Here is a 26115-nt window from a genome sequence, read left to right as displayed (position 1 = left end):
ATAAATCAGGGCTCACTGGAGAAAAAAAGCTGCAGCTGGAGACCCGTATCGTTACGCTCCCGGTCGCTCTGCGTGAACCACGCTCCTGAGGCTACCGTAACGCTATCGGATATCGGCGTCTGCCAGGAGGCCTCGATCCCTTGCAGCGTCTCGTTACGGGGATAGGCCTGGTTGAACGACTGCGAGGTACGGTTCAGTCGAGCCCTCACGCCACGCAGGCTGAGCCGCTCGTCGTTCTCAAATACCCACTCCACGCGCGCCGCGAACCGCGTGCCGTCACCACCCATTGCATCGGCCAGCGGCCAACCCTGCTGATAAAAACCGCCGCGATAGCAGTAGTGATAATAGATCGCCCCGGTCTCTTTCATTTGCGAACGGGTATCCGCCGCTTCGAGAGCCCAGTTTATCTGGCTATTTCCCGCGACATTGTGCCCTTCAATCCCGCCCAGCCAGGCGTTATGGGAGGGCAAAAATCCCGCTTCATCATCACCCACAACCTGGCCATACAGGCTCACCGGAATCGCGAGCAGGCTGGCTAAATGCACGCGAAAATCAATGCCGCCAAGCTGGTCTCCCGGATCGCTTTTCTTGTTTCCGGTATTATCCTGCCCGAATAACGCATCCCGGAAGGACGCGTAGTTTTCCGGGCGCCCTTTTCCCCCCCACATGATCTCGCGGGAAAACGCCAGCGCCAGCGCGTTGCCCGGCGAAAAGGCCACTCTGGCTCCTGAAAGCTTCGGCCGATCCGGATGCGTATATTGTCGGATCTGTCCCGTGAAAATTTGATATTGCCAGGCCCCTAACCCTGCAAGCCAGGGGCTCTCGAAAGGCTGGGGATCATCGCGCTGCATCATCAGCCCCACTACCGGACGTGCTGAATCAGAGCGGATCAGACTGGCATCATTTCCAGGGCCCCACCACTGCGGGATCTCGCCGAAGCTTAACCACTGGTTGGCCAGACGCCACGCCGCATAGCTGCCGTTTGGGTTTACGCTGGACGCGTCAGCGATCCACTGCCGTCTCTCAACATTTCCCTTCAGGGTAATATCCCAGTCGTTATCATTCATGCCGATAGCCGCGCTAAACGACTGCCCCGCGGTATGCCCGGCGTCCATACCCGCCGGGAGCCGGTTGCGACCCGTCGCGGCAAAAGCAGAAACCTGTCCCGACGATTTGAGCTGCCGTAACCGTTTTTGGATCCGGTGAATAACCCGCAGGTTAACGGGATCCTCGCTGGCGCGGAGCGTTAACAGCGCGTTTTGGATTTCCGCCTCACTCAGGGGCCACGTTGAGAGATCAAGGCCTATTAACTTGCGGTCGGACAACCATGCCAGATCGTCACGCAGGGCGCGGTCGTTGACCACAAGGCCTGCAGAAAATCCCGGGCATGAAAAAAGGCAGAGGGCAAACGCCACCGTGCTATTAGCGAAACGCGTCAACATATCAATCCTGGATATTATCGGTTCAGATACTGGTGAAAGATATTTGCCCAGCTATTCTTCTCTGCCATTCTGTTAAGCAGCTTTATTAATTCATAATCGCTTCGTAAATGAAATTTGTGCATCAGCATATATTTATGCGTAAAAACCGTTTTATCACTGATGCATAACTCATTCGCTATGTCGTTGACCGACAATCCTTTATAAAAGCCAACCATAATGCGAATCTGCTGGGGTGATAATGTTTTCTGCTGGCACTCGAAACACGAAATCGAAGGGCGCCGATATTTATTTAACAGGGCAACCCGCCAGGCGTTAAGGAGCACAAGACGTACCTGCGGCAGGGGCGCTCTTCTTGAAATGAAAACAATATCCTGAAAGCAGGATGGCAACGCTTCCAGGCCGGTATCCTCTTCAACAATACCGATGATGATGCCCTGCTCCCGCGCCTGCAGCTCGGGAAAACAGGTGAAGTATTCTCCCTGACACAGCGCAAGCACGATGACATCCGCCGCTCTGATGCTGTCCGCTGTAAAATCAAATGTAAATGTAACGTCCTGCTGCGCGACACGTGAAAAAAAATCCCTAAAAAAATACTGCAAGCCAGACTGAAATAAGACATCAGCCTCGCTTATTAAGATATTGACCATTTTTATGCCACGGCGTTGTTAAAATAAAGAGTCGAAGTAATATTTTTTAATTACAGATCGGTCATCACATGGCACTCAATTTTCGCAAGCGCATTATTGCCTTGATCCCAGTCAGCCGTTTTAATCACCGGCTCTTTAAAGGCCCAGATAATAGACGCCAACAGGATCAGAACGGTACATCCCTTTAACATAAGGCGAATAAAATACATATCATCTCCGTTAGTCAAAAGCGCATCAGTTATACTGCAGGGTAAGAACGACAGCCGCGCTTATCGTCCCCGGCGTTGCACCGCCCGCAACCGATTTAACCCTCGCCTGCATGGCTAACGTCGCCGTTCTGTCTGCGGCAATATTTTGGGTGAGGCTTGATCCCGTCCCCAAAAGCGCATCGCTGCCCATCGCCGTCATCGCAATGGCAACGTTTTCTGCCGTACCGCTGTTCTTGTAATATCCAGCGCCGGCAACCGGATCGGGCGTTCCGCTAAAGGTTGCCGTTACGCTGCGGGTACCCGCCGGGCAAAGGGTGAACAACAAATCAAAGGCCACCGGATCGGAAAGCGATCCCGGCGTAACCATATTGGTCGCCTGAATATTGCCGAGATTAACGTCCAGACGGGAATTCCCTCCATTAAATACGCAGGGAGAGGCAACAATATTGCCGGTGACGCTGACGTTAACGCTGTCCGCGGCAATCACATGGCCGCTGATTACCGCCGCGAGGAACGCTGCCGTACGCATGATATTCATCGCCATCCCCTTTACTGGTAGGTCAAATTTAAGGTTGCTGACGCATTTGCGGTGCCGGGCTCTACGGTCGTTTGCGTCTGGTAATAGCGCGCCGTTAAGGGGAACGCTTCCTGGCCACCAGCCGCGAGTTTTAACGGCAGCCGGGTATTGAGCTGAAGAGGCATACCGTTGTAGAGCAGCTGAACGCCAACGCCTTTCGCCGTGCCGGTGCTGCCTTGCCCCGTTAGCGCCAGCACGCTCGTCGTCGCCACGTCAGGATGCTGAATACCGCTGAGCGATACGTTGACGTTCGCTCCCGCATCGCAGTTAAGCCCAAGATTCTGCGTATTTTGGGCGCCCGCAGGCGTGGTGCCTACCGTTGAGCCAAAAACCGCGGCGGAGATATCCCCTATCGGAAACGTCAGCTGCGGCGTTGTAATCGTGCAGGCCAGGACGTTGATGGTTCCACCCAGCAGGGTGGTCGTCAGGCCATCACGGTAAACGCCGTCACTGCCCTGCAGCATCACCACGCCCAGCACGCCCGGCGTCAGCGCCCCTGACGCGACCGGTCCGGTAACGATAAGTTCGATTTTACCGCCCCACCATTCGACATAGCTGGCCTGCGCACTATAGGAAAAGGTATTGGTCGGGTTTTCAAAATAATTACCCGAAGAAAAGCGCACGCCAATGCCGCTTACGTTGGTGTCATAGACATGATTACCATACGCGCTCAGCGTCGCATTAAGGTATCGCATGCTAAATCCCAGCATTAATGGATTGGTGCAGCCGGTTAAATACGACGACGTCACCGTCGCATTGCGCGAAAATATCACCGTGCCCACCGCGACATCGCGCTGTACCGTCAGGGTGCCGATGGACAGCGTGGATTCCTGCGGCGTAATTGTCGTACAGGTTCCTGCCCGGGCATTGCTCCAGCCTGCTGCGATCCACAGCAGAAATATCATGTAAATTAAGCGCATTTTAGACATCCTAAACGCAAGGAACGTTAATTTCGGTCATTCCACCCGCCGACGACTCAGGGGAAAGCGCGTAAGGCGCGCGGCATTGCCGATCGCTTTCCGCTCCCCAGGTGACGAAGACGGTGCCCTGATTCGCCAGCCCGGTGAGGTAAGCCTGGCCTTTATCGCCAACAATAACGCCGCCGCCGTCGGCGCCTTTTAGGCTTGCCATTGCGCCAAAGGGAACAGGATGGCCGTTATGCATTAAGTTAAATAACACCCGTCGCCCCACCCTCGCCGTATAGTCGGCCAAAACGAGCGCGCCACGCGTCGGCGTCACCGTTCGGGTATTAATATCCAGCTCAACGTCATCCGGCAGGCTTTCCGGGTCAAGCGTGACGTCGTTTTTACGGTAAACGGAGAGAGTACTGACCGCCGTATACCCACGGTAATCCGTTCTGACGCCCGGTTGATTACGAATAGCTACGCCGCGCGCGCCCGGGGCGCGAATCAGAACATTGGTCTCACCCAGGGGCTGGGAAAGCGTCATTCCGTCCTGATGGGCCAGGATCCCGCCCTGCAGGCCGTAGTTAAGGCGCTCGCTGTGTTTGTCATAGCTGTAGCCCGCAGTGACTTCACCGTAGGTGCCCTTATAATCACCGTTCATATTGCCCGTGTAGCCAACGCCGTCCGAGCCGTATCCCTGCTGCACGTTCCAGTTCAGGGCGTGGTTTTCCAGCGCCACGCCGTTCAGACCGATATTGTGCGTGGTGCCGCTATTCCTGCTGGTGCTCACGCCATAGTTAGCCCAGGTTTGCGGCAAAAACTTCTCAAGAGGAATACTGACGTTAAAGGCCAGGAGCTGGTCGTGGTCGTAGCGTTTATTGCCATCACTTGAGCCCGCACTGCCGTTTTTGCTGTAGGTCCAAGTGATGCCGTAGCTGATGTTGTGCCAGTCGTTGTTGTAACCGAGGCTGTACGACGCCATCGTTTTACCCGAATTCCAGTAGTCTTCGCGGGCCGCGCTCAGCGTCAGCGAGCCCAGACTGGGCCCCAGCGTCTGGCTCATCGTCAGCTCGGCCCGGTTGCGGCGGCGATCCTGAAGCGCGGCGCTGTCACCCCAGGAATCGAGGATCTCCTGCATGCCGTAGTAACCGCGGGTCGAGTAGCGGTAGCCCGCTATCGAAAAATGGGTGCCGGTGCCCACAACGTTTTTGCTGTAGCGCGCGCGCCAGGACTGACCGTTGGACTTATCGCCGCCCTGCGGAGTAGACCAGGCCTGGGTCATGTCCGCAGAAATGGCGCCCAACTCGCCCATATTTTTCCCGAGTCCCGTGGCGATCGACTGATATTTACTCGACTCCTGCAGCCCGCCATAGAGCGTGAGCCCATAGGGCAGACCATAAATGCCCGTGATTTGCCCGAAAGGCGTCTTCTCCACGCTGCCGTTATATGAGCGGTATTGCCCGCCTGTTAGCGCATACTTGAGCCGTCCTTCGCGCTGTAAAACCGGTAATGAAGCGTACGGGAGGGTGAAATGCTGCTCGCTGCCGTCGGCTTCTTTCACGGTGACGTCCAAATCCCCGGCCCCGCCCGTGGGGTACATATCGGCGATCTCAAAAGCCCCCGGAGCCACGTAGGTCTGATAGATCTGATAGCCGTTTTGACGCACCACCACCTGGGCATTGGTACGCGCGATTCCCCGTACCACGGGCGCATAGCCTTTCAGCGAATCCGGGAGCATGTCGTCATCCGAAGCCAGCTGTCCGCCGCGAAACGGCATACTGTCGAACACGTCGGCTGGCGCGGAGCTATCCCCCAGGGTGAGCTGCGCCCTGAGCGGAATGATGGCCCGCTGTGCATAGGTGTAGACGGTATCCCATTTGTCCTGACCGGACTCATCCCGCGACCAGGTGGTGTAATTTCGCAGTCGCCAGGGGCCAACGTTGAGGCCCGGGCGCAGGTTGGCATACTGACTGTCGCTGTTTTCGCTGCCGTTTTGTTTTGCCCGGCTGTTTGCGCCACTCAGGCTGTAATTCAACATGGCGGCGGTAATTCCTTCATCCCACAGCGCTGGCGAGACATACCCGCGTGCCGGCAGGTCAATCGCGGCCTGGGGAATGCTGATAATCAGCCGCTGTGCGGCAAACTGAAAATCGGTGCTGGCGTGAGGGATCGCCCTCAGGTTGACGCAGGATGCGCCCTTGCTGGCTAAGTCGGGAAAAAGCGCGGTTTTGACGCCCCATCCGTTAAGCTGTTCAATACTCAGACAGGGCTGGAGGCTATCGCCCTCGTCCCCTTCTTTTACCGAGGTGAAATCAATATCGCGGGTCTCGATGAGCTGGTCGTCAAGAATGATGTCAACGTGGTATTTCCCTGGTGCCTGCGAACCTGATTCAAAAGCAGATAAATCAGCCTTCCCCGCGCCCGGGTTGTCCAGTTCAACCAGTTCGGCGTTGAACGAGTCCCGGGCGTAAACCGTCTGCACTGCATTAACCAGCGCAAAGGCGATACAGATTGCCAGACGCGCAGGCTGCATTATTTTCGTTTTTGTTGCCATCATCATTAACCTGAGCTGATAGGAGGATCGCCGCTTTTGATAAATTAAAAGCGGGCCTGATGTAATATTCCGGGGCTGCCGTAATCATTAATGACTTTGAATGCAATCTGGTTACCCGTGGCACCCGCGGGTAAGGTAAATGCCGCCATTGCACCCGGCGCCACCCACGAAACCTCATCCAGTTTTTTATTACCGACGCTTATTTCATTAAAGTTGATAACATAGGGCGTGGGGTTGGCGACCATAAGCTTATTTCCGCTGCGCGACCAGGTTAATTTATTCGCCTGTTCTTCCGGTGTTGACGCTTTCAAACCTGCCGGGCGATAAATCAGCTTGATGCGCGTTTTCACGGCAATCTGCAGCGAGTTTGCCTGTTTCGAGGCAGACGGTATCGCCTTAATATTCATCCAGAAGAGACTTTCTTTTTCCTGAGGCAGCGAACCCGACAATAAAATACGCTCAATATTTTGCTGACCACCCTCCAGTCGATATAAAGGCGGCGTAACAATAAATGGCGCTTTATTAGCATTACCCTCTGGCATTTCAACCCAGGACTGGATTAAGTAAGGCACGCTATCAGCATTATTAATGCTGATTGACGCCTCCTTTTTTCCACCGTCAAAAATCACGCGGGTACCGCCAATAATGACCCCGGCAAAAGCGTTCGAAAACGATGCCGTCAAAGCGGCAGCAATGAGCAGGGTCTTGCTAATAAAATTCATGTTACACCTCTTGAAACACGGGGGCAGCGGCTGCCCCCGCGCAGAACGTCGTGGAACCGACTCGGATTCTGCTTAATGACTAGTTATAAACAACGGAGAAATTTGCTACGGAGTTTGCAGGACCGGCAGTCACCGAAGCCGCCGTTGAAATATACTGCGCGTAGAAATTGAGCGTATTGTCGGCGCTGCTGCTTAACGCATAGCTGTAGCTGTTACTGCCGTGCAGCGGCAGGTCTGCCTTATCGGCGGTCATCAAATTGATAGCAACGCCCGTTGCCGCGCCTGCGACGGAGGTATCAATCGCCAGCAGATCGGCGTTAGTCAGGTCAGGCGTGCCGTCAAAACGGACTTTAGCACTGGAGACCGTGACCGGGCAGTTCTTCAGAACAATATCGAATTTCGTTGCCGCAGTTCTGGAGCCTGTTGCCTGAAATTCTGTTTTATTGTAATCACCTAATACCACCACCTGGTTTTGAGAGGCAACCGCAACATCGCAGGCGGAATCCAGAATGTTACCGTTAAAATTAACGGTTCCTGCAGCAGCAAGTGCATTGCCCATCATTAAGGCGGAACCTGTCGCCACCATCGCTAAAATAATGTTCTTTTTCATCATCTTCATTTTCCTGTTCACGGGATAACTTTATTTATTATCGAAACTCACGCAGCAGAAAGTTGATAAATGAATCACGGCAAATTCATCTATTTTTCAATTAAAGCTTTAAGGTCTTTCTGACTGACTGGTTAAAATTTATATAATCATTTTTATGAATACAACTCTTTGGTGGTCTAGCTGTAGACTCTAATTTAACGTAAATTCAACATTTCTTTCGGGTGCGCCGGAGCCTTATTTTTCAGGTCTATTAGTAGACCCGTTCGTCTTTATGTTTCCATTCAACGCGTTAGTTGTCGGGCGCTCATCGGTCTACTTTTAGACCCTGCAGAAACATTCCCTGCCCCCTTCATTTTTAAGATAATTCTCCACCAGATCCAAAAAATGCTCGCCCCGTAGTCGCCGAGAGGTATCGTATGAATACGCGTTTAACCACGTCATTGAATAACCACAACTCGACCGTTCTTGGTTTAAAACCGCTTGTCCATATAGAAACGCTGATTAACTCAGTGCTACCTGCGGCAAAAAGAACGATCGTCAGTCGGGGAGAAACCGTGCATTATTATAAAGACGATGTGCGGCAGTGTTTTTTACTTCTCCAGGGCAGCGTGGCGCTTCACCGTCGCGGCGACGGTATCATGTTGAACTCTGAATCTGCGCCTTTTATTCTTGGCGTTAGCAGTCAATTTTCTTCGGAACATCTCTACGTTCGGGCCTTGGAGACGGCAGAAATTGCCCGCGTGTCGCTGGAGACGTTTAACCAGATTGTTTCACAGCAGGAGTTATGGGAACACTTTTCAAAGCTGCTTATTTATACGGCCTCACGGGTGTATGAGCATTGTGCGCAAATATCCCAAATGTCAGCCTACGACATCATTCGCTTCCAGCTGGTTGAGCTCATGCAGGAGCCCGACGCCATACGGAAAAATACGACGGCGGCCGCCTGGATCAAGAGCCGGACCTATCTTTCGCGCAGTGGAATTATGCGTATTCTGGCAGAACTAAGGACCGGGAAGTACATCACCATGGAGCGTGGTGTGCTGCTGGAGATTCACCATCTGCCGCGAAAATATTGATAGCCTGCGTGCCTGTCCCCAGGAGAAGCGCTATAATTAGCCAGGTTATTTTTAAGGTTGTCGGCGACCATGTCCCTTCCAGAAAAGTCTCAACGGGGTTCTCCCTACGCGCAAGAACTTATTTCACACCTGCTGGCTGAGTGCACAACGCAACGTGCCGCACGCGGCGAGCGGTTTGACCTGCAAATTAACGGTCAGGGTATGTGCTATTTAATTCTTGAGGGGACGATCGCCATCTACAGACGAAGCGATGACATGATGCTGTCTACGGCGCGCAGCCCCGCCGTGTTCGGCCTCGCTAACCTGACCGACATCTATTTCAATGATTATATTAAGACCGTTAGCCCGTGCCTGATAGGGACGCTCACCGCCGAGCGGGTGAATGACATTATCCAGGAGAAGGCGCTGTGGGGGCTGCTTTCTCAACAGCTCATGTTTGTATATAGCCGTCTTTATAACAACGTGATGCCGCAGGGCGCGCCCACGGCCTATGAGATGATTCGCCAGCAGCTATTCACGCTGATGGAAGAAGATGAGGGTTATCGGCTCAGCGTGACGGCGGAAAGGTATATCAGGGAGAAAACCCAGCTCTCCCGCAGCGGCGTGATGCGCATTCTGGCGGATTTAAAAACCGGCGGATTTATCGAAATAGAAGAAGGCAGGCTCATTAAAATCAACAAGCTTCCCGCCCGATACTGAATGTCAGGCACAAAAAAGGCCGCACTCGCGGCCCTTTTATTCTCATGTACTCAATGGACGTGAACGCCCAACCGCCAGGCAAAGTAGATCTCTTCTTTCAGCTCGTTAGAAGAGAGCGCCAGCAAATCTGTGAATTCCAGCTCAAGCTGTTTCAGCTTTTTCAGGTACTGCGCCGGAGACAGGTTGCTCTTATCGCGACGTAAATATTCAATTGCCAGCTGTGTTGGGGTTATTTCAGTATCCATGATGTCCTCGCTTATGTACAAAACCTGACCAGTATATCACAACCCACTGGCTAGTTTTTGACCAAAGGCAAAACATCTGAAAACTTTACACAACCGCCGTGGTCAGCCGCGACGAGCAGCACAGGCGATCCTGCTCGTCGAGAATATCTATCTGCCACACCTGATGGCGGCTCCCGGCGTGCAGCGCGCGGCACACGCCGCGCACGCGCCCGCTGCGCACCGAGCGAATGTGGTTAGCATTCACCTCAAGCCCGACCACCTTCTGCTCCCCTTCGGTGCAGAGATATCCCGCCACCGAGCCCAGCGTTTCGGCCAGCACGACGGACGCGCCGCCGTGCAGTAAGCCAAACGGCTGGTGGGTGCGACTGTCGACCGGCATGGTGGCCTCAATCTCATCGTCGCCTATGCGGGTGAACTGAATATCCAGCAGCCCCACCATATTTCCCTCGCCCATGGCGTTCAGCGCCTGCAGCGTCACGGCACGTTTCCAGATCATCCAATTATCTCCAGTAAAGCCTGCAGCGGGTGGCGGACGCCGTTACCTTCTACCCGTTTCACCTGGCTGCGGCAGGAGTAGCCCGTCGCCAGACAGCGGTTTCGCGGCAAACGCTGCATCGCCTGATGCCAGGAGAGCTCGTAGATGCCGAGCGAGCTGGCGTGGTTTTTCACTTCGTGACCGTAGGTACCGGCCATGCCGCAGCAGCCCACGCTGACGCTCTCCAGCTTTGCACCGAAGCGGGCAAAGACGGACGCCCACTGCGCGGGTGCGCCCGGCAGCGCGGTGACTTCCGTGCAGTGTCCAAACAGATACCACGGTTCACCGCTGACGTCCTGAACAGCCTTATCTTCCAGCGCCGTCGGCAGCCACTCGTGCACCAGCATGACGTGGAAATCGCCGCGCCTGTCGCCCAGCGTCTGCTTGTATTCATCGCGGTAGCACAGCACCAGCGCCGGATCGACGCCGACCATCGGTATCCCGAGCTGCGCCACGCGATTCAGGAAGTCCGCGGTTTTCTGCGCGGTCTTCGCAAAACGCGTCAGGAAGCCCTTGATGTGCTGCGCCTTGCCGTTGGGCGAGAACGGCAGCACCACCGGCTGATACCCCAGCTTTTCGCTCAGGCGGATGAAGTCCGCCACCACCTGCGCATCGTAGTAGCTGGTAAACGGATCCTGCACCACCAGCACCACCTTCGCTTTTTGCTCAGGGGTGAGCGCTTCAAGCTGCTCCAGGGTCATGTTCGCCGAGCGGTGCCCGACAAGCTGGCGCTGCAGCGACGGCACCGACAGCAGCGGCAGATCGACCATGCCGATGTGCTTTTCGGAGAGCTTGCGCACCAGCGGCTGGTTGATAAAGAAGTTGAAGGTTTTAGGCGCGCGCGCCATCAGCGGGGCGTAGCTTTCCACCGTCGCTACCAGATGGTCGCGCACCGGGCGCAGATAGCGCGTGTGGTAGAGCTGCAGGAAGCGCGAGCGAAACTCCGGCACGTCGATTTTAATCGGGCACTGGGTGGAGCAGGCTTTACAGGCCAGACAGCCGGACATCGCCTCCTTCACCTCATGGGAGAAATCATACTCGCCCTTGTTGGCATGCCAGCTGTTGCGCGTGCGTTCGATAAGCCCGCGCAGGCTGGCCCGTTTTTCCGGCAGCTGCTGCTCCAGCCTGAGCGGATCAACGCCCCGGTCGGCCAGCAGACGCAGCCACTCGCGCACCAGCGTCGCCCGCCCTTTCGGCGAATGAATACGGTTGCTGGTGATTTTCATCGACGGGCACATCGGGCTTTTCACGTCGAAGTTAAAGCACAGGCCGTTGCCGTTACACTCCATCGCGCCGCGCCAGGAGGAGCGCACCGCGATCGGGATCTGCCTGTCGTAGGTGCCGCGCTTGACGGCATCCACCTGCAGCATTGGGGCATCCACACCCTCTGGCGGGCAGATTTTCCCCGGGTTGAGGCGGTTATGCGGGTCGAAAGCCGCCTTCACCTTGCGCAGCTCCGCGTAGAGCCGTTCGCCGAAGAAGGCCGGGCTGTATTCCGCGCGGAACCCTTTCCCGTGCTCGCCCCACAGCAGGCCGCCGTATTTGGCGGTTAAGGCCACCACGTCGTCGGAGATCTGCTTCATCAGGATCTCCTGCTGCGGGTCGCACATGTCCAGCGCCGGACGCACGTGCAGCACCCCGGCATCGACGTGGCCGAACATGCCGTAGCTCAGTCCGTGGCTGTCCAGCAGGGCGCGAAACTCAACGATATAATCCGCCAGATGCTCAGGAGGCACGCAGGTGTCTTCGGCAAAGGGAATTGGCTTCGCTGCGCCTTTCGCATTCCCGAGCAGGCCGACGGCTTTTTTGCGCATGGCGTAGATACGCTCGATCCCGGCCAGATCGTTACAGAGCTGCCAGCCGATCACGCCGCCTTCGCCCTGCGCAATCAGCTCATCCAGCCGCTGGCAGAGCGTGGCGACCTGGCTCTCTATCAGCTCCCCATCATCGCCGGCAAATTCCACGATATTGAGGCCGAGCATCTCTTTATCCGGCACGTCGGTAATGAGATCGCTAACGGAATGCCAGACAATATCTTCCCGGGCCAGGTTGAGCACTTTGGAATCGACCGTCTCAACCGACAGCGCTTTCGCTTCCACCATAAACGGCGCATTGCGCAGCGCGGAGTCGAAGGAGTCATATTTGACGTTCACCAGACGACGCACCTTCGGCAGGCGGGTGATATCCAGCCGCGCCTCGGTGATAAACGCCAGCGTCCCTTCGGAGCCGGTCAGTACGCGGGTTAAATCAAACTGGGTCAGGTCGTCGTTAAAGACGTGACGCAGGTCGTACCCGGTCAGGAAGCGGTTCAGCTTGGGGAATTTATCAAGAATAAGCTGGCGGTTGTCGCGGCAGCGTTCCAGCACGGTACGATAGATACGCCCAATGGACGTGTTATCTTTGCCCAGCGTTTCCGCCAGTTCAACCGGCATCGGCTGGGTATCGAGGATATCGCCGCCCAGCAGCACCGCACGCACGCCCAGCACGTGATCGGAGGTTTTGCCGTAGACCAGCGAGCCCTGGCCGGAGGCATCGGTGTTGATCATCCCGCCCAGGGTCGCGCGGTTACTGGTAGAAAGCTCCGGGGCAAAAAAGTAGCCGTAAGGCTTAAGGTACTGGTTAAGCCGATCTTTGATGACGCCCGCTTCGACCCGCACCCACCCCTCTTCAGGATTGATCTCAATGATGCGGTTCATGTAGCGCGACATATCAACAATAATGCCCTGGTTCAGCGCCTGACCGTTGGTCCCGGTGCCGCCGCCGCGCGGCGTAAAGACCAGCGAGGCAAAGCGCTCCTGCGTGGCCAGCCGGGCGATGAGCGCCACGTCGGCCGTTGAGCGAGGGAAAACCACGGCATCGGGAAGAAGCTGGTAAATACTGTTGTCGGTGGCCATCGTCAGCCTGTCGGCATATTTCGTGGCGGTATCACCTGTAAAACCCTGTTGCTCCAGTGCCTGCAAAAAATTAAGCACCAGCTGAACGACGCCAGGTGCCTGAGAAATCTGTGGGATCATGACCGTCGACCCTAATTAGAGTAATGTGAAATCGTTTGCGTTGTGTCCGGAAAGTTTTATCACATTTTTTTCTTATGTGCTTCGTAGAATTACAGGCAAAATCCGCCTGTCAAAAACCGCTGAGATCATTAATGATTAAAGAGACGCGGTTTCCGTTCCCGCCAGTCGTACTGGCGTTCTTTTAAGGAAAGTTTCATTTATGGTCAATGTTCGCCAGCCCAGGGATGTTGCGCAAATTTTGCTGTCGGTGCTGTTCCTGGCCCTCATGATTATTGCCTGCTTGTGGATCGTACAACCGTTTATTCTCGGCTTTGCCTGGGCCGGAACCGTTGTGGTTGCCACCTGGCCTTTGCTGCTGCGTTTGCAGAAGCTGCTTTTTGGCCGCCGCGGGCTCGCCGTGCTGGTTATGACGCTCCTGCTGTTCCTGCTGTTTATCATCCCGATTGCCCTGCTGGTAAACAGTCTCGTTGACTCCAGCGGCCCGGTGATCCGCGCCGTGACCAGTGGCGATCTCACGCTGCCGGATCTCGCCTGGCTTAACAGCATCCCTGTAGTGGGCGCCAAACTCTACAGCGGCTGGCATAGCCTGCTGGAGATGGGCGGCAGCGCGCTGATGGCGAAAGTGCGGCCGTATATTGGCACTACCACAACCTGGTTTGTGGGTCAGGCCGCGCATATTGGCCGCTTTATGATGCACTGTACCCTGATGCTGCTCTTCAGCGCCCTGCTCTACTGGCGCGGCGAGCAGGTGGCGTTAGGCGTTCGCCACTTTGCCACCCGCCTGGCGGGCAAGCGCGGTGACGCGGCGGTACTGCTGGCCGCGCAGGCCGTGCGCGCGGTGGCGCTGGGCGTGGTGGTGACCGCGCTGGTGCAGGCGGTGCTGGGCGGGATCGGTCTGGCGATTTCCGGCGTGCCGTACGCCACCGTGTTTACCGTTGTGATGTTGATGACCTGCCTTGCGCAGCTGGGGCCGCTGCTGGTGCTGGTTCCCAGCATTATCTGGCTGTACTGGACGGGAGATACCACGTGGGGAACGGTGCTGCTGGTCTGGAGCTGCGTGGTCGGCACCATGGATAACGTCATTCGCCCAATCCTCATCCGCATGGGTGCAGACCTGCCGCTGATTCTGATCCTCTCCGGGGTGATTGGCGGCCTGATTGCCTTTGGCATGATCGGCCTGTTCATTGGCCCGGTGCTGCTCGCCGTCACCTGGCGTCTGTTCTCTGCCTGGGTGCATGAAATTCCGCCTCCGGGAACGGATCCGGACGTGATTTTGAGCGAACTGGAAGAGCTGGAAGAGCTGGAAGAGAAGAATACGCATTAAGTTTTGTTGCCGGGTGGCGCTAACGCTTACCCGGCCTACATCCTTCCCCATAATACTTAAACGCTGCTAAAGTATTTATTCGTTGCACACTGGTCAGACCCGCTATTCCTGCACTTAATCTGCTCTTATCCTCAGGAAATCTTTACGTCTCTTTAACTAATGAGACGAATCCGATCGACGCTAAAAATTACAATGCCTACTATTAGCTCACGGTTATAGATCAACACCTTGATTTATAAGCATGGAAATCCCCTGAGTGAAACAACGAATTGCTGTGTGTAGTCTTTGCCCATCTCCCACGATGGGCTTTTTTTTATCCTGACTACGCGCGCGTAGCCTCACAGGTACTCAGCATCCGCCACTCCGCGGGCAGCACCCGCGTCTCCCCCGTCACGTTGACCGTCACCGCCTCGCGGATATCCGCCGACGATGCGCCAACCTGGAGCTCAAACTCGCCCGGCTCAACGATGCGTTTCCCGTCCCGGCGGGTGAAGTTGAACATCTCAACCGGCAGCGTAAAGGTGAGCGTGGCGGTTTCGCCCGGCGAGAGCGTAACGCGCTGGAAGGCCTTCAGCTCCTGAAGCGGCCGCACCTGGGTGGCGACCTTATCCCTGACGTAAACCTGCACCACCTCGCTGCCGCTGCGCTCCCCGGTGTTGGTGATATCCACGCTCAGCGTCACCTCGCCGTCGACCGGCACGCGGCTTTCGGCAAGGCGGGCAGCCCCCCAGCGAAACGTCGTCCAGCCGAGGCCGAAGCCAAACGGGTAGCGGGCACCGAAGTGGAACGCAAAAGGCGTACCGCCGCTTTTGAGCTTGTGGTTGTAGTAATACGGCATTGCCCCGGCGCTTTTCGGCACGCTCACCACCAGGCGCCCCTGCGGCTCCGCCCGTCCGGTTAGCACGTCCGCAATCGCCCAGCCGCCTTCCTGCCCCGGCGCCCATGCCATCAGCAGCGCCGCGACCTTGTCCTCCAGCCCCTGCAGGTTGTAAGGACGCCCCCCGGTCATCACGACAATCACCGGTTTACCCGTCGCCACCAGCGCCTCCAGCAGCCTTTGCTGTACGCCCGGCAGGTTCAGGGAGTCGGTGTCGGAACCTTCTCCCACGGTCCCGCTCTGGAACAGCCCGGCGAGATCGCCCACGCAGGCCACCACCACGTCACTCTCCTGCGCGGCGTTTACCGCCTCGGGAATCAGGGCGGTACTTTGCGATACCGGTGACTGCTGCATCGGCTTGCCGCCGCTGTCGCCCGGGAAGACCGGCGCGCCCGCCATCCGTTTTTCGATGATGTGGCACCCTTTGGCATAGCGGATCTGCGACGCGCCGAGATACTGCTCCAGCGCCGCGCGCGGAGTCGTCACCTGCGAAGTCTCCTCCACCATATCGCTGATGATCAGATGCACCGGGAAGCTGTAGCCGCTGAGCAGGGCCAGCGGATCGTCTGCGGTCGGGCCCACCAGCGCCATGCGGGGCTTACCGCCGAGCGGCAGAATGCCGTTGTTTTCCAGCAGCGTGACCGATTTCGTCGCCACCTCCCGCGCGACCTGCCGGGTGGCGTCATTTTGCAGATCGATACCGTTTTCATCGGCATACGGCTTTTCAAACAGCCCCAGGCGGAATTTTTCGGTCAGCACGCGCGCCACGATCTCATCCACTTTGGTCATAGCGATCAGCCCGCGCTCAACCGCGTCCGCCAGACGGCGCGCGCAGTCGTCTTTCGGCAGCTCGACGTCAAGCCCGGCGTTGAACGCCAGCGCGGCGGATTCGGCCGCATCGTGGGAAATCCCGTGGTGCTGGTGCAGCAGGCTGACGCCGCCGTAGTCCGCCACAATAATCCCGTCGAATCCCCACCGTTCGCGCAACACGGTGGTCAGCAGGAAGCTGTCGCTGTGCCCCGGCTGATTGTCGATGTCGTGGTAAGCAGGCATCACCGAACCGGCATTGGCCAGCTTGACCGCCATTTCAAACGGCAGCAGGAAGGTGTCGTTCAGCTCGCTGAACCCCAGGTGGACCGGGGCATGGTTGCGCGCCCCTTCGCTGAACGAGTGGCCCACGTAGTGCTTGAGCGTCGCCAGCAGGTCGCGCCTATCGCCCTGTAACCCCTTCACGTAGGCGGTCGCCATTACGCCCACCAGCCAGGGATCTTCCCCAAAGGTCTCTTCGGTGCGCCCCCAGCGCACGTCGCGGGAGACGTCCAGCACCGGCGCCAGCCCCTGCTGGCAGCCCACGGAGCGCGCCTCTTTGCCAATCTGCTCTGCCGCCCGCTGTACCAGTTCAGGATCCCAGGTGGAGCCGTAGTTCAGCGACGAAGGAAACAGCGTGGCGTCTTTGCACAGCAGCCCCACCAGGCACTCTTCGTGGAACAGCGCCGGGATGCCGAGACGCGTCTCTTCCATCATCATGCGCTGCAGGCGGTTGGCGGCGCGCACGCCGGTTTTCGCGTCAACGATGTGGGTGCCCAGCGGGCGGGTGATCTGCCCGACGCCCAGCTTCAGCCGTTCGCTCAGCGACGCCTGCTCGCTTACGCCGGCGAATTCGTCGCTCAGATCGCTTCGCTCGCGGTGATGACCGTTTTCATCGAGGATCAGCCAGTATGCATGCATCTGGGCGAACTTCTCTTCCGGGGTCATGCGCGCCAGTAAATCGGCAACGCGCTCGTGCACGGGACGTCCCGCGTCCTTATAGATAGCCGTCATGTTTTACTCCTGTAGTGCGGAAGGGGTTGCCGGGCTGAGCGGCCCCGCGTCGGGTCTGACGTCACGCTTGCTGGCCAGCTCCCGGGCGATGGAATCCACCAGCCGGCTGTTGAGTTTGTAGATAGCAAGCAGCGCGACCATGCAGAGGAACAACGCGCAGGGGATAAGGGTAAACAGCGCGTTGATGGTCGTGAGCACGTGCGGCGCCTGGCTGGCCTGGCCCGGGGCGTAATCCACCATGCCCAGCACCCAGCCGACCACCGCCCCGCCCAGCGCCAGGCCAAACTTGATGGCAAACAGCGCGGTGGAGAAGACCAGGCCGTCCAGGCGACGACCGCTGCGGTGCTCTTCGTAGTCGACCACATCGGAGAACATGGTCCACTGCAGCGGCGTGGTGAGGTTTTGAATAAAGCTAAAGACGATGTTGAGCCCAAAGATGAGCCACACCTGCGAAGGCGGCAGGAAGAAAATCAGCGCGCCGAAGATTACGAAGGAAATAATCGTCCACTGGTAGGCGCGGACGCGGTCAAATTTCCCCAGCAGGCGTTCGGATAATAATGCACCGCTTAAGGAGGCCACCATGCCGGAAACAATAAAGGCAAAAACCAGATCCGGACGCAGCAGCACGTAGTTCACGTAATACATCGTGGCGGAGCCGCGCGTCACCACCGCGGTTAACAGCAAAATATTAAACAGAAACACAATGCGCCACTGGCTGTTGCGGCTCAGCAGTTTTAAATCGGTAAGCATGGAGCCGGAGGTATCGTTGCGCGGAGAATAACGCTCGCGGGTCATCAGGAAGCAGCAGAAGAACAGCACAATGCCCAGCAGCCCCATCAGGCTCATGGCATAGAAATAGCCTTTCTGCACGTTGCCCTGGCCCAGCAACGAGACCAGCGGCAGGGCAATCACCGTCACAATCAACCCACCGATAAACGACAGGCCAAAGCGCCACGACTGCAGGGAGTGACGCTCACGCGGATCCAGCGTCAGCGCGCCCGGCATGGCGCAGTAAGGCACGTTAATTGCGGAGTAGATCAGGCTCAAGAGAGCATAGGTCAGGCAGGCATAGACAATTTTTGCCGTCGGCCCGACGTCCGGCACGTAGAAGGTAATCAGGCAGCTCACGCCAAACGGGATGGCAAACCACAGCAGCCAGGGACGAAAGCGCCCGTGTCGCGTCCGGGTGCGGTCAACCAGCGCGCCAATGCACGGGTCGACAAACGCATCCACCACGCGCACCACTAAAAACATGGTACCCATAATGGCCGCAGGTAAACCGAAAACGTCCGTATAGAAATAAGCAAGAAATAACGTGGCCGTTTGCCAGACCAGCGCGCTGGCCATATCGCCTAAACCATAACCTATTTTATCTTTGGTACGCAGTACAGAGGAGAGTGTCATTGTTATTTGCCTTTTTATCAGGTTAAAACGTATTTCAACCAGTTGCGCAAATTCTTAAAGGAAATGCGCAGTAAGGCCCAAGTATTAGCAACGGTTTGCGCGCTAACAATTGTCTAAATTGACAGACAAATTATGATATTTGGTTTTTTGTTTTATTTGTGATGGGGAGCATATTCGGACGGAAATAAAAAAGGCGAGGAATAATATCCTCGCCTTTTCCGGTCAGCGTGGCGTTACTTGTTCAGTTCCGCCAGGCTCAGCCAGGTCTGCACCACGGTGTCCGGGTTCAGGGACAGGCTATCAATCCCCTCTTCCATCAGCCAGGCGGCAAAGTCTTCATGGTCGGATGGACCCTGACCGCAAATCCCGACGTATTTACCCTGCTTTTTCGCCGCGCGGATGGACATCGAGAGCAGCGCTTTTACCGCCTCGTTGCGCTCATCGAACAGCTCGGAAACCACGCCGGAGTCGCGGTCCAGACCCAGCGTCAGCTGCGTCATGTCGTTTGAGCCAATAGAGAAGCCGTCGAAGTGCTCCAGGAACTGCTCGGCCAGCAGGGCGTTGGACGGGATTTCACACATCATGATGATCTTCAGCCCGTTCTCGCCGCGCTTGAGCCCCTGACGCGCCAGCTCGTCCACTACCGCTTTCGCCTGATCCACGGTACGCACGAACGGGATCATGATTTCGACGTTGGTCAGCCCCATGTCGTTGCGCACGCGCTTCACCGCCTCGCACTCCAGCGCGAAGCAGTCGCGGAAGCTGTCGGACACGTAGCGTCCGGCCCCGCGGAAGCCCAGCATCGGGTTCTCTTCTTCCGGCTCGTAGCGCTCGCCGCCCACCAAGTTGGCGTATTCGTTGGACTTAAAGTCAGACAGGCGCACGATCACGCGTTTCGGGTAGAAGGCGGCGCCCAGCGTGGCGATCCCTTCGGTCAGACGGCCAACGTAGAACTCTTTCGGCGAGTCGTAGCCTTTCATCATCTCGCGGATTTCGTTCTGCAGCTTCGGATCCTGATCGTCAAACTCCAGCAGCGCGCGCGGGTGGACGCCGATCATACGGTTGATGATAAATTCCAGGCGCGCCAGGCCTACGCCTTCGTTCGGCAGGCAGGCGAAGTCGAACGCGCGGTCCGGGTTGCCGACGTTCATCATGATCTTCAGCGGCAGGTCCGGCATGGTATCCACGCTGGAGCTCTTCACGCTGAAGTCCAGGATATCGGCGTACACGTAGCCGGTATCGCCTTCGGCACAGGAGACGGTTACGTTCTGCCCGTCCTTCATGCGTTCGGTAGCGTCACCGCAGCCGACGACCGCAGGAATACCCAGCTCGCGGGCGATGATCGCCGCGTGGCAGGTACGTCCGCCGCGGTTGGTCACGATAGCCGCCGCTTTCTTCATGATCGGTTCCCAGTCCGGGTCGGTCATGTCGGTTACCAGCACGTCGCCTGGCTCAATGCGGTTCATCTCGCTGATGTCGTGGATCACTTTGACCGGACCGGCACCGATGCGGTGACCGATGGCGCGGCCTTCCGCGACGATTTTGCCCTGGGCGTGCAGCGTATAGCGCTCCATCACCTGGCCGCGCGAGCGGACGGTTTCAGGACGCGCCTGGACGATAAACAGCTTGCCGGTGTTACCGTCCTTCGCCCATTCGATATCCATCGGACGGCCGTAGTGTTTTTCAATCTGCACCGCCTGCTTCGCCAGCTCCTGCACTTCGGCGTCGGTCAGCGAGAAGCGGTCGCGCTGCTCCTGCGGAACATCTTCAATCTTAACCTGCTTGCCATGCTCCTGGGTTGGGGCATAGATCATGCGGATTTTTTTCGAGCCCATGGTGCGGCGCACCACCGCCGGACGGCCCGCGGCCAGCGTCGGCTTGTGAACGTAGAATTCGTCAGGGTTGACCGCGCCCTGCACCACCATCTCACCCAGACCCCATGCGGAGGTGATAAACACCACCTGGTCGAAGCCGGACTCGGTATCAATGGAGAACATCACGCCGGATGAGCCCACGTCGGAGCGCACCATGCGCTGCACGCCAGCGGAGAGCGCCACGCCGCGATGGTCATAGCCCTGGTGCACGCGATAGGAAATAGCACGGTCGTTGAACAGGGAAGCAAATACGTGCTTCACCGCCACCAGCACCGCGTCGTAACCCTGGACGTTGAGGAAGGTTTCCTGCTGCCCGGCAAACGAGGCGTCCGGCATATCTTCTGCGGTGGCAGAAGAGCGCACGGCAAAGGAGGCCTGCGCATCGTCAGCGGAGAGCTGGTTGTACGCGTCGTGAATGGCTTTTTCCAGTTCCGGCTGGAAAGGTGTGTCGATGATCCACTGGCGGATCTGCGCCCCGGCTTTGGCAAGCTCGGTAACGTCATCAATATCCGTCTTATCCAGCAGGTCGTAAATGCGCTGGTTAACACCGCTCTGGTCTAAAAACAGGTTAAAGGCATCGGCGGTGGTGGCAAACCCGTTCGGTACGGAGACACCCATACCCGACAGATTTGTAATCATTTCACCCAGGGAGGCATTTTTGCCCCCAACTCTGTCTACATCATTCATGCCGAGTTGGTTATACCAAAGCACCAGCGGTGACGAGCCATTGTTGGACATCGAAACAATCCTTTTGTGATATTTGATCGGAGTAAGTAACACCTGACTACGTATTTATACTGGCATATTTATTTCCGCTAAAAAAACGGTGAATCGTGTAAGCAATTTAAAATTTCAACTTTTCGGATACTTTCCCACCAGCGATTAACCCAATGATTCCTCTATATTCAGCCGTTAACCACAAAAATAAAGTCGCTATTTGAAAAATGAAATCCACTTTTCAGTAAAATCAAAAACAGCGTTTCATTCATAATTCAGATAACTTCTTTGCTGTGTAAATTACTTTTTTAATTTATGCTTTCAGACAATTACGTATGATATTCAGGGTGGGTAAAATGGATAATGCTGTCGATCGTCACGTTTTTTATATTTCTGATGGTACGGCGATCACCGCCGAGGTGCTGGGCCACGCGGTGATGTCGCAGTTTCCCGTATCGATCAACAGCATTACGCTGCCGTTTGTCGAAAATGAGAGCCGCGCCAGAGCGGTGAAGGACCAGATCGACGCCATCTACCAGCAGACCGGCGTTCGCCCGCTGGTGTTTTACTCCATCGTGATCCCCGAGATCCGCACCATCATCCTGCAAAGCGAAGGCTTCTGTCAGGATATCGTGCAGGCGCTGGTGGCGCCGCTGCAGAGCGAGCTGAAGCTCGACCCGACCCCCATCGCCCACCGTACCCACGGCCTGAACCCCGGTAACCTGACCAAGTACGACGCGCGTATCGCCGCCATTGACTACACCCTTGCCCACGACGACGGTATCTCGCTGCGTAATCTCGACCAGGCGCAGGTGATCCTGCTTGGCGTTTCGCGCTGCGGCAAAACCCCGACCAGCCTCTACCTGGCGATGCAGTTTGGCATTCGCGCCGCCAACTACCCGTTTATCGCTGACGACATGGATAACCTGGTGCTGCCCGCCGCCCTTAAGCCGCTGCAGCACAAGCTGTTTGGCCTGACGATCAACCCGGAGCGCCTAGCGGCCATCCGCGAAGAGCGCCGCGAGAACAGCCGCTACGCCTCCATGCGCCAGTGCCGGATGGAGGTCTCGGAAGTGGAAGCGCTGTACCGTAAAAACCAGATCCCGTGGCTGAACAGCACCAACTATTCGGTAGAAGAAATTGCCACCAAAATTCTCGACATCATGGGGCTTAATCGCCGCATGTACTAATATGCTAGTACATTAACTCAGATTCAGGTATCATCATCGGCAACCACGGGGCGGTGTCGCCCCGACTTGAAATCAGCAGGGATTGGTTTAAGGTGATGCCCATCACTTCCCGGTAGTCTGCCGATGAAGCAAAAATTTTCTGAGACATTCCATGAATAAAACCGATGAACTCCGCACTGCGCGCATTGACAGCCTGGTCACGCCGGCTGAACTGGCCCAGCGGCATCCTGTTTCCGCCGCCGTCGCGGAACACGTGACGGCTTCCCGCCGCCGCATTGAAAAAATCCTCAATGGCGAAGACAAGCGTCTTCTGGTGGTGATTGGGCCTTGCTCCATCCACGATCTGGATGCCGCGATGGATTATGCCAAACGGCTTCAGGGCCTGCGGGATAAATATCAGCATCGCCTTGAGATTGTGATGCGCACCTACTTTGAAAAACCGCGTACCGTGGTGGGCTGGAAAGGGCTAATTTCCGATCCCGATCTCAACGGCAGCTACCGCGTTAACCACGGTATCGAGCTGGCGCGCAAGCTGCTTTTGCAGGTCAACGAGCTGGGCGTGCCGACGGCGACCGAGTTTCTCGATATGGTGACCGGGCAGTTTATTGCCGATCTCATCAGCTGGGGCGCGATTGGCGCGCGCACCACCGAAAGCCAGATCCACCGCGAGATGGCCTCCGCCCTCTCCTGTCCGGTCGGCTTTAAAAACGGCACCGATGGCAACACCCGCATCGCGGTTGATGCCATCCGCGCTGCCCGTGCGAGCCACATGTTCCTGTCGCCGGATAAAAGCGGCCAGATGACCATCTACCAGACCAGCGGTAACCCGTACGGGCACATCATTATGCGCGGCGGCAAGAAACCCAATTACCATGCACAGGATATTGCGGCGGCCTGTGAAACGCTGGCCGAGTTCGACCTGCCGGAACATCTGGTGGTGGACTTCAGCCACGGCAACTGCCAGAAGCAGCATCGCCGCCAGCTGGACGTCTGCGATGAGATCTGCCAGCAGATCCGCAGCGGGTCGACCGCCGTTGCCGGGATTATGGCGGAAAGCTTTATCAAAGAAGGCACGCAGAAAATCGTTGCCGGACAGCAGATGGTGTACGGCCAGTCAATCACCGATCCGTGCCTGAGCTGGGAAGACAGCGAGCTGCTGTTGGATAAGCTGGCGTCTGCGGTCGATACACGCTTCTAACCCCTCGTCGGGTGGCGCTGCGCTTGCCCGACCTACGGTTCGTGCCCTTCTCCCTCTCCCTGTGGGAGAGGGGCGGGATGAGGGCACCAGCCCGCACCTTCCCCCAAAATTTGATCCCCTCACCCTTTTTTCACAAAAACGCTTGCCGTGAATTTGCAGTTTATTGATAATGATTATCATTGTTACATTGATTGTTATTTATAAACATTATGTCACGTACGGATAACAGCGCGGCAACGCCAGTAAAAACAGACACAGCACCAGCCCCTACCGAGCGTCGGATTGACAGCAAAAGCCTGCTCGGCGATGAGGGCCGGGTCATCATCGTGCATCACGGCCAGCACTACCTGCTGCGCCAGACGAATGCCGGAAAACTGATCCTCACAAAATAAACCAAAACATTCGCCAGCCACCCAGGTTATCCCCAGGCAGCCAGCGCTTTCGATTCTTTATGGAGAGTTGCTATGCCACACCTGCCTTCCGCGTCTTTACGCCCGTCAATTCTGGCGCTGGCGATCGTCAGCGCCCTGCCGACTGCGGCAGTTGCCGCCACGGACGATATTACCGTCACCGCCACGGGCAACGCCCGCAGCGCCTTTGAAGCCCCCATGATGGTGAGCGTGATTGACGCCAGCGCGCCGGAGAAACAGACCGCCAGCTCGGCGGCCGACCTGCTGCGTAACGTCCCCGGCCTGACGCTGGACGGTACCGGGCGCACCAACGGGCAGGACGTGAACCTGCGCGGCTATGACCGTCGCGGCGTGCTGGTGCTGGTTGACGGCGTGCGTCAGGGCACCGATACCGGCCACCTGAACAGCACGTTCCTCGATCCGGCCCTGATTAAGCGTATCGAAGTGGTTCGCGGCCCGTCGGCCCTGCTGTACGGCAGCGGCGCGCTGGGCGGCGTGATTTCTTATGACACCGTTGACGCCAAAGACCTGCTGGAACCGGGTAAAAACAGCGGTTACCGCGTGTTTGGTACGGGTGCTACCGGCGATAGCAGCCTCGGGATGGGCGCCAGCGCCTATGGCCGAACCGAGACGCTGGACGGCCTGGTCTCCTGGTCCAGCCGCGATCGGGGTGATATTCGCCAGAGCGACGGTGGAACCGCGCCTAACGACGAATCCATCAATAATATGCTGGCGAAAGGCAGCTGGAAAATCGACCCGGCCCAGACCCTGAGCGGCTCTCTGCGCTATTACAACAACGCCGCACGGGAACCGAAAAACCCGCAAACCAGCGGGGCGGACAGCAGTAACCCGATGACCGACCGCTCTACCATCCAGCGCGATGCGCAGCTTGGCTACCGCATCGCCCCGGCAGGGAACGACTGGCTGAACGCCGACGCGAAGGTCTACTGGTCCGAAGCGCGCATTAATGCCCAGAATATCGACGGGAGCGGTGAGTTCCGCAAGCAGACCACCCAAGGCGGCAAGATGGAAAACCGCACCCGCCTGTTCAGCGACACCTTTGCAGCACACCTTCTGACCTACGGCGGGGAATACTCTCGTCAGGAGCAGCATCCGGGCGGGACAACCACCGGCTTCCCGGAGGCGAAGATCGACTTCAGCTCCGGCTGGCTGCAGGATGAAATCACCCTTCGCGATCTGCCCGTTACCCTGCTGGGCGGCACGCGGTATGACAATTACCGCGGCAGCAGCAATGGCTACGACGACGTGGATGCCGATAAGTGGTCATCCCGCGCCGGGTTGACCGTCAGCCCGACCGACTGGCTGATGCTGTTTGGCTCTTACGCGCAGGCCTTCCGCGCGCCGACCATGGGCGAGATGTACAACGACGCCAAACACTTCTCCATTGGCCGGTTCTATACCAACTACTGGGTGCCGAACCCGAACCTGCGCCCGGAAACCAACGAAACGCAGGAGTTTGGTTTTGGCCTGCGATTTGACGATCTGCTGCTTGCCAACGATGCGCTGGAGCTTAAAGCCAGCTACTTCGATACCAAAGCCAGGGACTATATCTCCACCACCGTCGATTTTGCCGCCGCGACCACCATGTCCTATAACGTCCCGAACGCCAAAATCTGGGGCTGGGACGTGATGGCAAAATACTCGGCCGACCTCTTCAACCTCGACCTGGCCTATAACCGCACGCGCGGGAAAGATACCGATACGGGCGAGTACATCTCCAGCATCAACCCGGATACCGTCACCAGCAGGCTGGACATTCCGGTAGCGCAAAGCGGTTTTTCCGTCGGCTGGATTGGCACCTTTGTCGATCGCTCAACGCATATCAGCAGCAGCTACAGCAAGCAGCCGGGCTATGCGGTGAATGATTTTTACGTGAGCTACAAAGGCCAGGAGCAGCTAAAAGGCGTGACCACCACGCTGGTACTCGGCAACGCCTTTGACAAGGAATACTGGTCGCCGCAGGGCATTCCGCAGGACGGCCGTAACGGCAAGATTTTCGTAAGCTATCAGTGGTAACGCCCGTTGGGCCAACTATGCAGAAGGA

At 57.1% G+C, this 26115-nt stretch carries 21 protein-coding genes and 1 other RNA gene; 8 read left to right on the top strand and 14 right to left on the bottom strand.

The genetic code is table 11. The features are described 5' to 3' along the window. Positions 1-5: 5 nt before the first annotated feature. From FY206_RS10740 to FY206_RS10710, 8 genes are all read right to left on the bottom strand, one after another. A complete protein-coding gene (locus tag FY206_RS10740; RefSeq protein WP_077064089.1) occupies positions 6-1442 on the bottom strand; it encodes a capsule assembly Wzi family protein in 1437 nt (478 codons plus the stop codon). Between the two features lie 14 nt (positions 1443-1456). Then, a complete protein-coding gene (locus FY206_RS10735; RefSeq protein ID WP_032639915.1) occupies positions 1457-2089 on the bottom strand; it encodes a helix-turn-helix transcriptional regulator in 633 nt (210 codons plus the stop codon). Positions 2090-2139: 50 nt separating this feature from the next. Then, positions 2140-2298 (bottom strand): hypothetical protein, encoded by a 159-nt coding sequence (locus tag FY206_RS25290; protein ID WP_154231962.1) that lies wholly within the window; start codon positions 2296-2298, stop codon positions 2140-2142. Positions 2299-2323: 25 nt separating this feature from the next. Beyond that, positions 2324-2842, bottom strand: a complete 519-nt coding sequence (locus FY206_RS10730) for a fimbrial protein (protein ID WP_045890025.1) — start codon at positions 2840-2842, stop codon at positions 2324-2326. Positions 2843-2847: 5 nt separating this feature from the next. Further along, positions 2848-3795, bottom strand: coding sequence for a fimbrial protein (locus tag FY206_RS10725; RefSeq protein WP_032642550.1), 948 nt, complete (start codon positions 3793-3795; stop codon positions 2848-2850). A gap of 10 nt (positions 3796-3805) precedes the next feature. Continuing rightward, positions 3806-6313: a fimbria/pilus outer membrane usher protein gene (locus FY206_RS10720; protein ID WP_235007396.1), complete on the bottom strand. Its 2508-nt coding sequence runs from the start codon at positions 6311-6313 to the stop codon at positions 3806-3808. Between the two features lie 65 nt (positions 6314-6378). Further along, entirely contained in the window at positions 6379-7056 is a 678-nt protein-coding gene (locus FY206_RS10715) for a fimbrial biogenesis chaperone (RefSeq protein ID WP_032639911.1), read from the bottom strand. Positions 7057-7135: 79 nt separating this feature from the next. After that, positions 7136-7666 (bottom strand): fimbrial protein, encoded by a 531-nt coding sequence (locus tag FY206_RS10710; protein WP_032642548.1) that lies wholly within the window; start codon positions 7664-7666, stop codon positions 7136-7138. 416 nt (positions 7667-8082) lie between these two features. Here FY206_RS10710 and FY206_RS10705 point away from each other — a divergent pair, with 416 nt between their 5' ends. Continuing rightward, positions 8083-8742: a helix-turn-helix domain-containing protein gene (locus FY206_RS10705; protein WP_032639909.1), complete on the top strand. Its 660-nt coding sequence runs from the start codon at positions 8083-8085 to the stop codon at positions 8740-8742. Between the two features lie 69 nt (positions 8743-8811). Further along, a complete protein-coding gene (locus tag FY206_RS10700) occupies positions 8812-9441 on the top strand; it encodes a helix-turn-helix domain-containing protein (protein WP_032639907.1) in 630 nt (209 codons plus the stop codon). Between the two features lie 50 nt (positions 9442-9491). Here the strand turns inward: FY206_RS10700 and FY206_RS10695 are convergent, their stop codons facing one another. The 3 genes from FY206_RS10695 to ydiJ form a co-directional block, all read right to left on the bottom strand. Beyond that, positions 9492-9686 (bottom strand): YdiH family protein, encoded by a 195-nt coding sequence (locus FY206_RS10695; protein ID WP_003857766.1) that lies wholly within the window; start codon positions 9684-9686, stop codon positions 9492-9494. Between the two features lie 85 nt (positions 9687-9771). Beyond that, positions 9772-10182 carry a 1,4-dihydroxy-2-naphthoyl-CoA hydrolase gene (menI, locus tag FY206_RS10690; RefSeq protein WP_032639904.1) on the bottom strand — a complete coding sequence of 137 codons (411 nt, stop codon included), beginning with the start codon at positions 10180-10182 and terminating at the stop codon, positions 9772-9774. Further along, positions 10179-13235: a D-2-hydroxyglutarate dehydrogenase YdiJ gene (gene ydiJ, locus FY206_RS10685; protein WP_080500330.1), complete on the bottom strand. Its 3057-nt coding sequence runs from the start codon at positions 13233-13235 to the stop codon at positions 10179-10181. Before ydiJ ends, menI begins: the two co-directional genes overlap by 4 nt. 199 nt (positions 13236-13434) lie before the next feature. Here ydiJ and ydiK point away from each other — a divergent pair, with 199 nt between their 5' ends. Both ydiK and rprA read left to right on the top strand, forming a co-directional pair. Continuing rightward, positions 13435-14559 (top strand): AI-2E family transporter YdiK, encoded by a 1125-nt coding sequence (gene ydiK / locus FY206_RS10680; protein ID WP_032639899.1) that lies wholly within the window; start codon positions 13435-13437, stop codon positions 14557-14559. Positions 14560-14768: 209 nt separating this feature from the next. Then, positions 14769-14876, top strand: an RNA gene (rprA, locus tag FY206_RS10675) — antisense sRNA RprA. A 5-nt stretch (positions 14877-14881) separates the two neighbouring features. Here rprA and FY206_RS10670 read toward each other — a convergent pair. The 3 genes from FY206_RS10670 to ppsA all read right to left on the bottom strand — a co-directional run bounded on the left by FY206_RS10670 (position 14882) and on the right by ppsA (position 21273). Then, complete coding sequence (locus FY206_RS10670; RefSeq protein ID WP_032639897.1) at positions 14882-17257, bottom strand: glycoside hydrolase family 3 N-terminal domain-containing protein; 2376 nt, start codon at positions 17255-17257, stop codon at positions 14882-14884. A 3-nt stretch (positions 17258-17260) separates the two neighbouring features. Next, positions 17261-18661: an MFS transporter gene (locus tag FY206_RS10665; RefSeq protein ID WP_032639896.1), complete on the bottom strand. Its 1401-nt coding sequence runs from the start codon at positions 18659-18661 to the stop codon at positions 17261-17263. Positions 18662-18894: 233 nt separating this feature from the next. Continuing rightward, positions 18895-21273, bottom strand: a complete 2379-nt coding sequence (gene ppsA / locus FY206_RS10660) for a phosphoenolpyruvate synthase (protein ID WP_023311316.1) — start codon at positions 21271-21273, stop codon at positions 18895-18897. Positions 21274-21608: 335 nt separating this feature from the next. On the opposite strand from ppsA, the gene ppsR reads away from it, so the two are divergent. The 4 genes from ppsR (at position 21609) to FY206_RS10640 (ending at position 26087) form a co-directional block, all read left to right on the top strand. Then, complete coding sequence (ppsR, locus tag FY206_RS10655) at positions 21609-22442, top strand: posphoenolpyruvate synthetase regulatory kinase/phosphorylase PpsR (RefSeq protein ID WP_032639894.1); 834 nt, start codon at positions 21609-21611, stop codon at positions 22440-22442. Positions 22443-22593: 151 nt separating this feature from the next. Continuing rightward, positions 22594-23640, top strand: a complete 1047-nt coding sequence (aroH, locus tag FY206_RS10650; RefSeq protein WP_032639893.1) for a 3-deoxy-7-phosphoheptulonate synthase AroH — start codon at positions 22594-22596, stop codon at positions 23638-23640. Positions 23641-23849: 209 nt separating this feature from the next. Continuing rightward, positions 23850-24032, top strand: a complete 183-nt coding sequence (gene hemP / locus FY206_RS10645; RefSeq protein ID WP_032639892.1) for a hemin uptake protein HemP — start codon at positions 23850-23852, stop codon at positions 24030-24032. 72 nt (positions 24033-24104) lie between these two features. Then, entirely contained in the window at positions 24105-26087 is a 1983-nt protein-coding gene (locus FY206_RS10640) for a TonB-dependent hemoglobin/transferrin/lactoferrin family receptor (protein ID WP_032639891.1), read from the top strand. The last annotated feature ends 28 nt before the right edge of the window (positions 26088-26115 follow it).

This window comes from Enterobacter chengduensis (assembly GCF_001984825.2).
In the GTDB taxonomy this organism is placed as follows: Bacteria; Pseudomonadota; Gammaproteobacteria; order Enterobacterales; family Enterobacteriaceae; genus Enterobacter; species Enterobacter chengduensis.
Note: the sequence above shows the minus strand (reverse complement) of the source record. Positions and strands in the feature narration are given on the sequence as shown.

Excerpts from the sequence above, each read along its gene's own strand:
- FY206_RS10740 (WP_077064089.1), bottom strand. The coding sequence starts at position 1,442 with ATGTTGACGCGTTTCGCTAATAGCACGGTGGCGTTTGCCCTCTGCCTT.
- FY206_RS10735 (WP_032639915.1), bottom strand. The coding sequence starts at position 2,089 with ATGGTCAATATCTTAATAAGCGAGGCTGATGTCTTATTTCAGTCTGGC.
- FY206_RS25290 (WP_154231962.1), bottom strand. The coding sequence starts at position 2,298 with ATGTATTTTATTCGCCTTATGTTAAAGGGATGTACCGTTCTGATCCTG.
- FY206_RS10730 (WP_045890025.1), bottom strand. The coding sequence starts at position 2,842 with ATGGCGATGAATATCATGCGTACGGCAGCGTTCCTCGCGGCGGTAATC.
- FY206_RS10725 (WP_032642550.1), bottom strand. The coding sequence starts at position 3,795 with ATGCGCTTAATTTACATGATATTTCTGCTGTGGATCGCAGCAGGCTGG.
- FY206_RS10720 (WP_235007396.1), bottom strand. The coding sequence starts at position 6,313 with ATGCAGCCTGCGCGTCTGGCAATCTGTATCGCCTTTGCGCTGGTTAAT.
- FY206_RS10715 (WP_032639911.1), bottom strand. The coding sequence starts at position 7,056 with ATGAATTTTATTAGCAAGACCCTGCTCATTGCTGCCGCTTTGACGGCA.
- FY206_RS10710 (WP_032642548.1), bottom strand. The coding sequence starts at position 7,666 with ATGAAAAAGAACATTATTTTAGCGATGGTGGCGACAGGTTCCGCCTTA.
- FY206_RS10705 (WP_032639909.1), top strand. The coding sequence starts at position 8,083 with ATGAATACGCGTTTAACCACGTCATTGAATAACCACAACTCGACCGTT.
- FY206_RS10700 (WP_032639907.1), top strand. The coding sequence starts at position 8,812 with ATGTCCCTTCCAGAAAAGTCTCAACGGGGTTCTCCCTACGCGCAAGAA.
- FY206_RS10695 (WP_003857766.1), bottom strand. The coding sequence starts at position 9,686 with ATGGATACTGAAATAACCCCAACACAGCTGGCAATTGAATATTTACGT.
- menI (WP_032639904.1), bottom strand. The coding sequence starts at position 10,182 with ATGATCTGGAAACGTGCCGTGACGCTGCAGGCGCTGAACGCCATGGGC.
- ydiJ (WP_080500330.1), bottom strand. The coding sequence starts at position 13,235 with ATGATCCCACAGATTTCTCAGGCACCTGGCGTCGTTCAGCTGGTGCTT.
- ydiK (WP_032639899.1), top strand. The coding sequence starts at position 13,435 with ATGGTCAATGTTCGCCAGCCCAGGGATGTTGCGCAAATTTTGCTGTCG.
- FY206_RS10670 (WP_032639897.1), bottom strand. The coding sequence starts at position 17,257 with ATGACGGCTATCTATAAGGACGCGGGACGTCCCGTGCACGAGCGCGTT.
- FY206_RS10665 (WP_032639896.1), bottom strand. The coding sequence starts at position 18,661 with ATGACACTCTCCTCTGTACTGCGTACCAAAGATAAAATAGGTTATGGT.
- ppsA (WP_023311316.1), bottom strand. The coding sequence starts at position 21,273 with ATGTCCAACAATGGCTCGTCACCGCTGGTGCTTTGGTATAACCAACTC.
- ppsR (WP_032639894.1), top strand. The coding sequence starts at position 21,609 with ATGGATAATGCTGTCGATCGTCACGTTTTTTATATTTCTGATGGTACG.
- aroH (WP_032639893.1), top strand. The coding sequence starts at position 22,594 with ATGAATAAAACCGATGAACTCCGCACTGCGCGCATTGACAGCCTGGTC.
- hemP (WP_032639892.1), top strand. The coding sequence starts at position 23,850 with ATGTCACGTACGGATAACAGCGCGGCAACGCCAGTAAAAACAGACACA.
- FY206_RS10640 (WP_032639891.1), top strand. The coding sequence starts at position 24,105 with ATGCCACACCTGCCTTCCGCGTCTTTACGCCCGTCAATTCTGGCGCTG.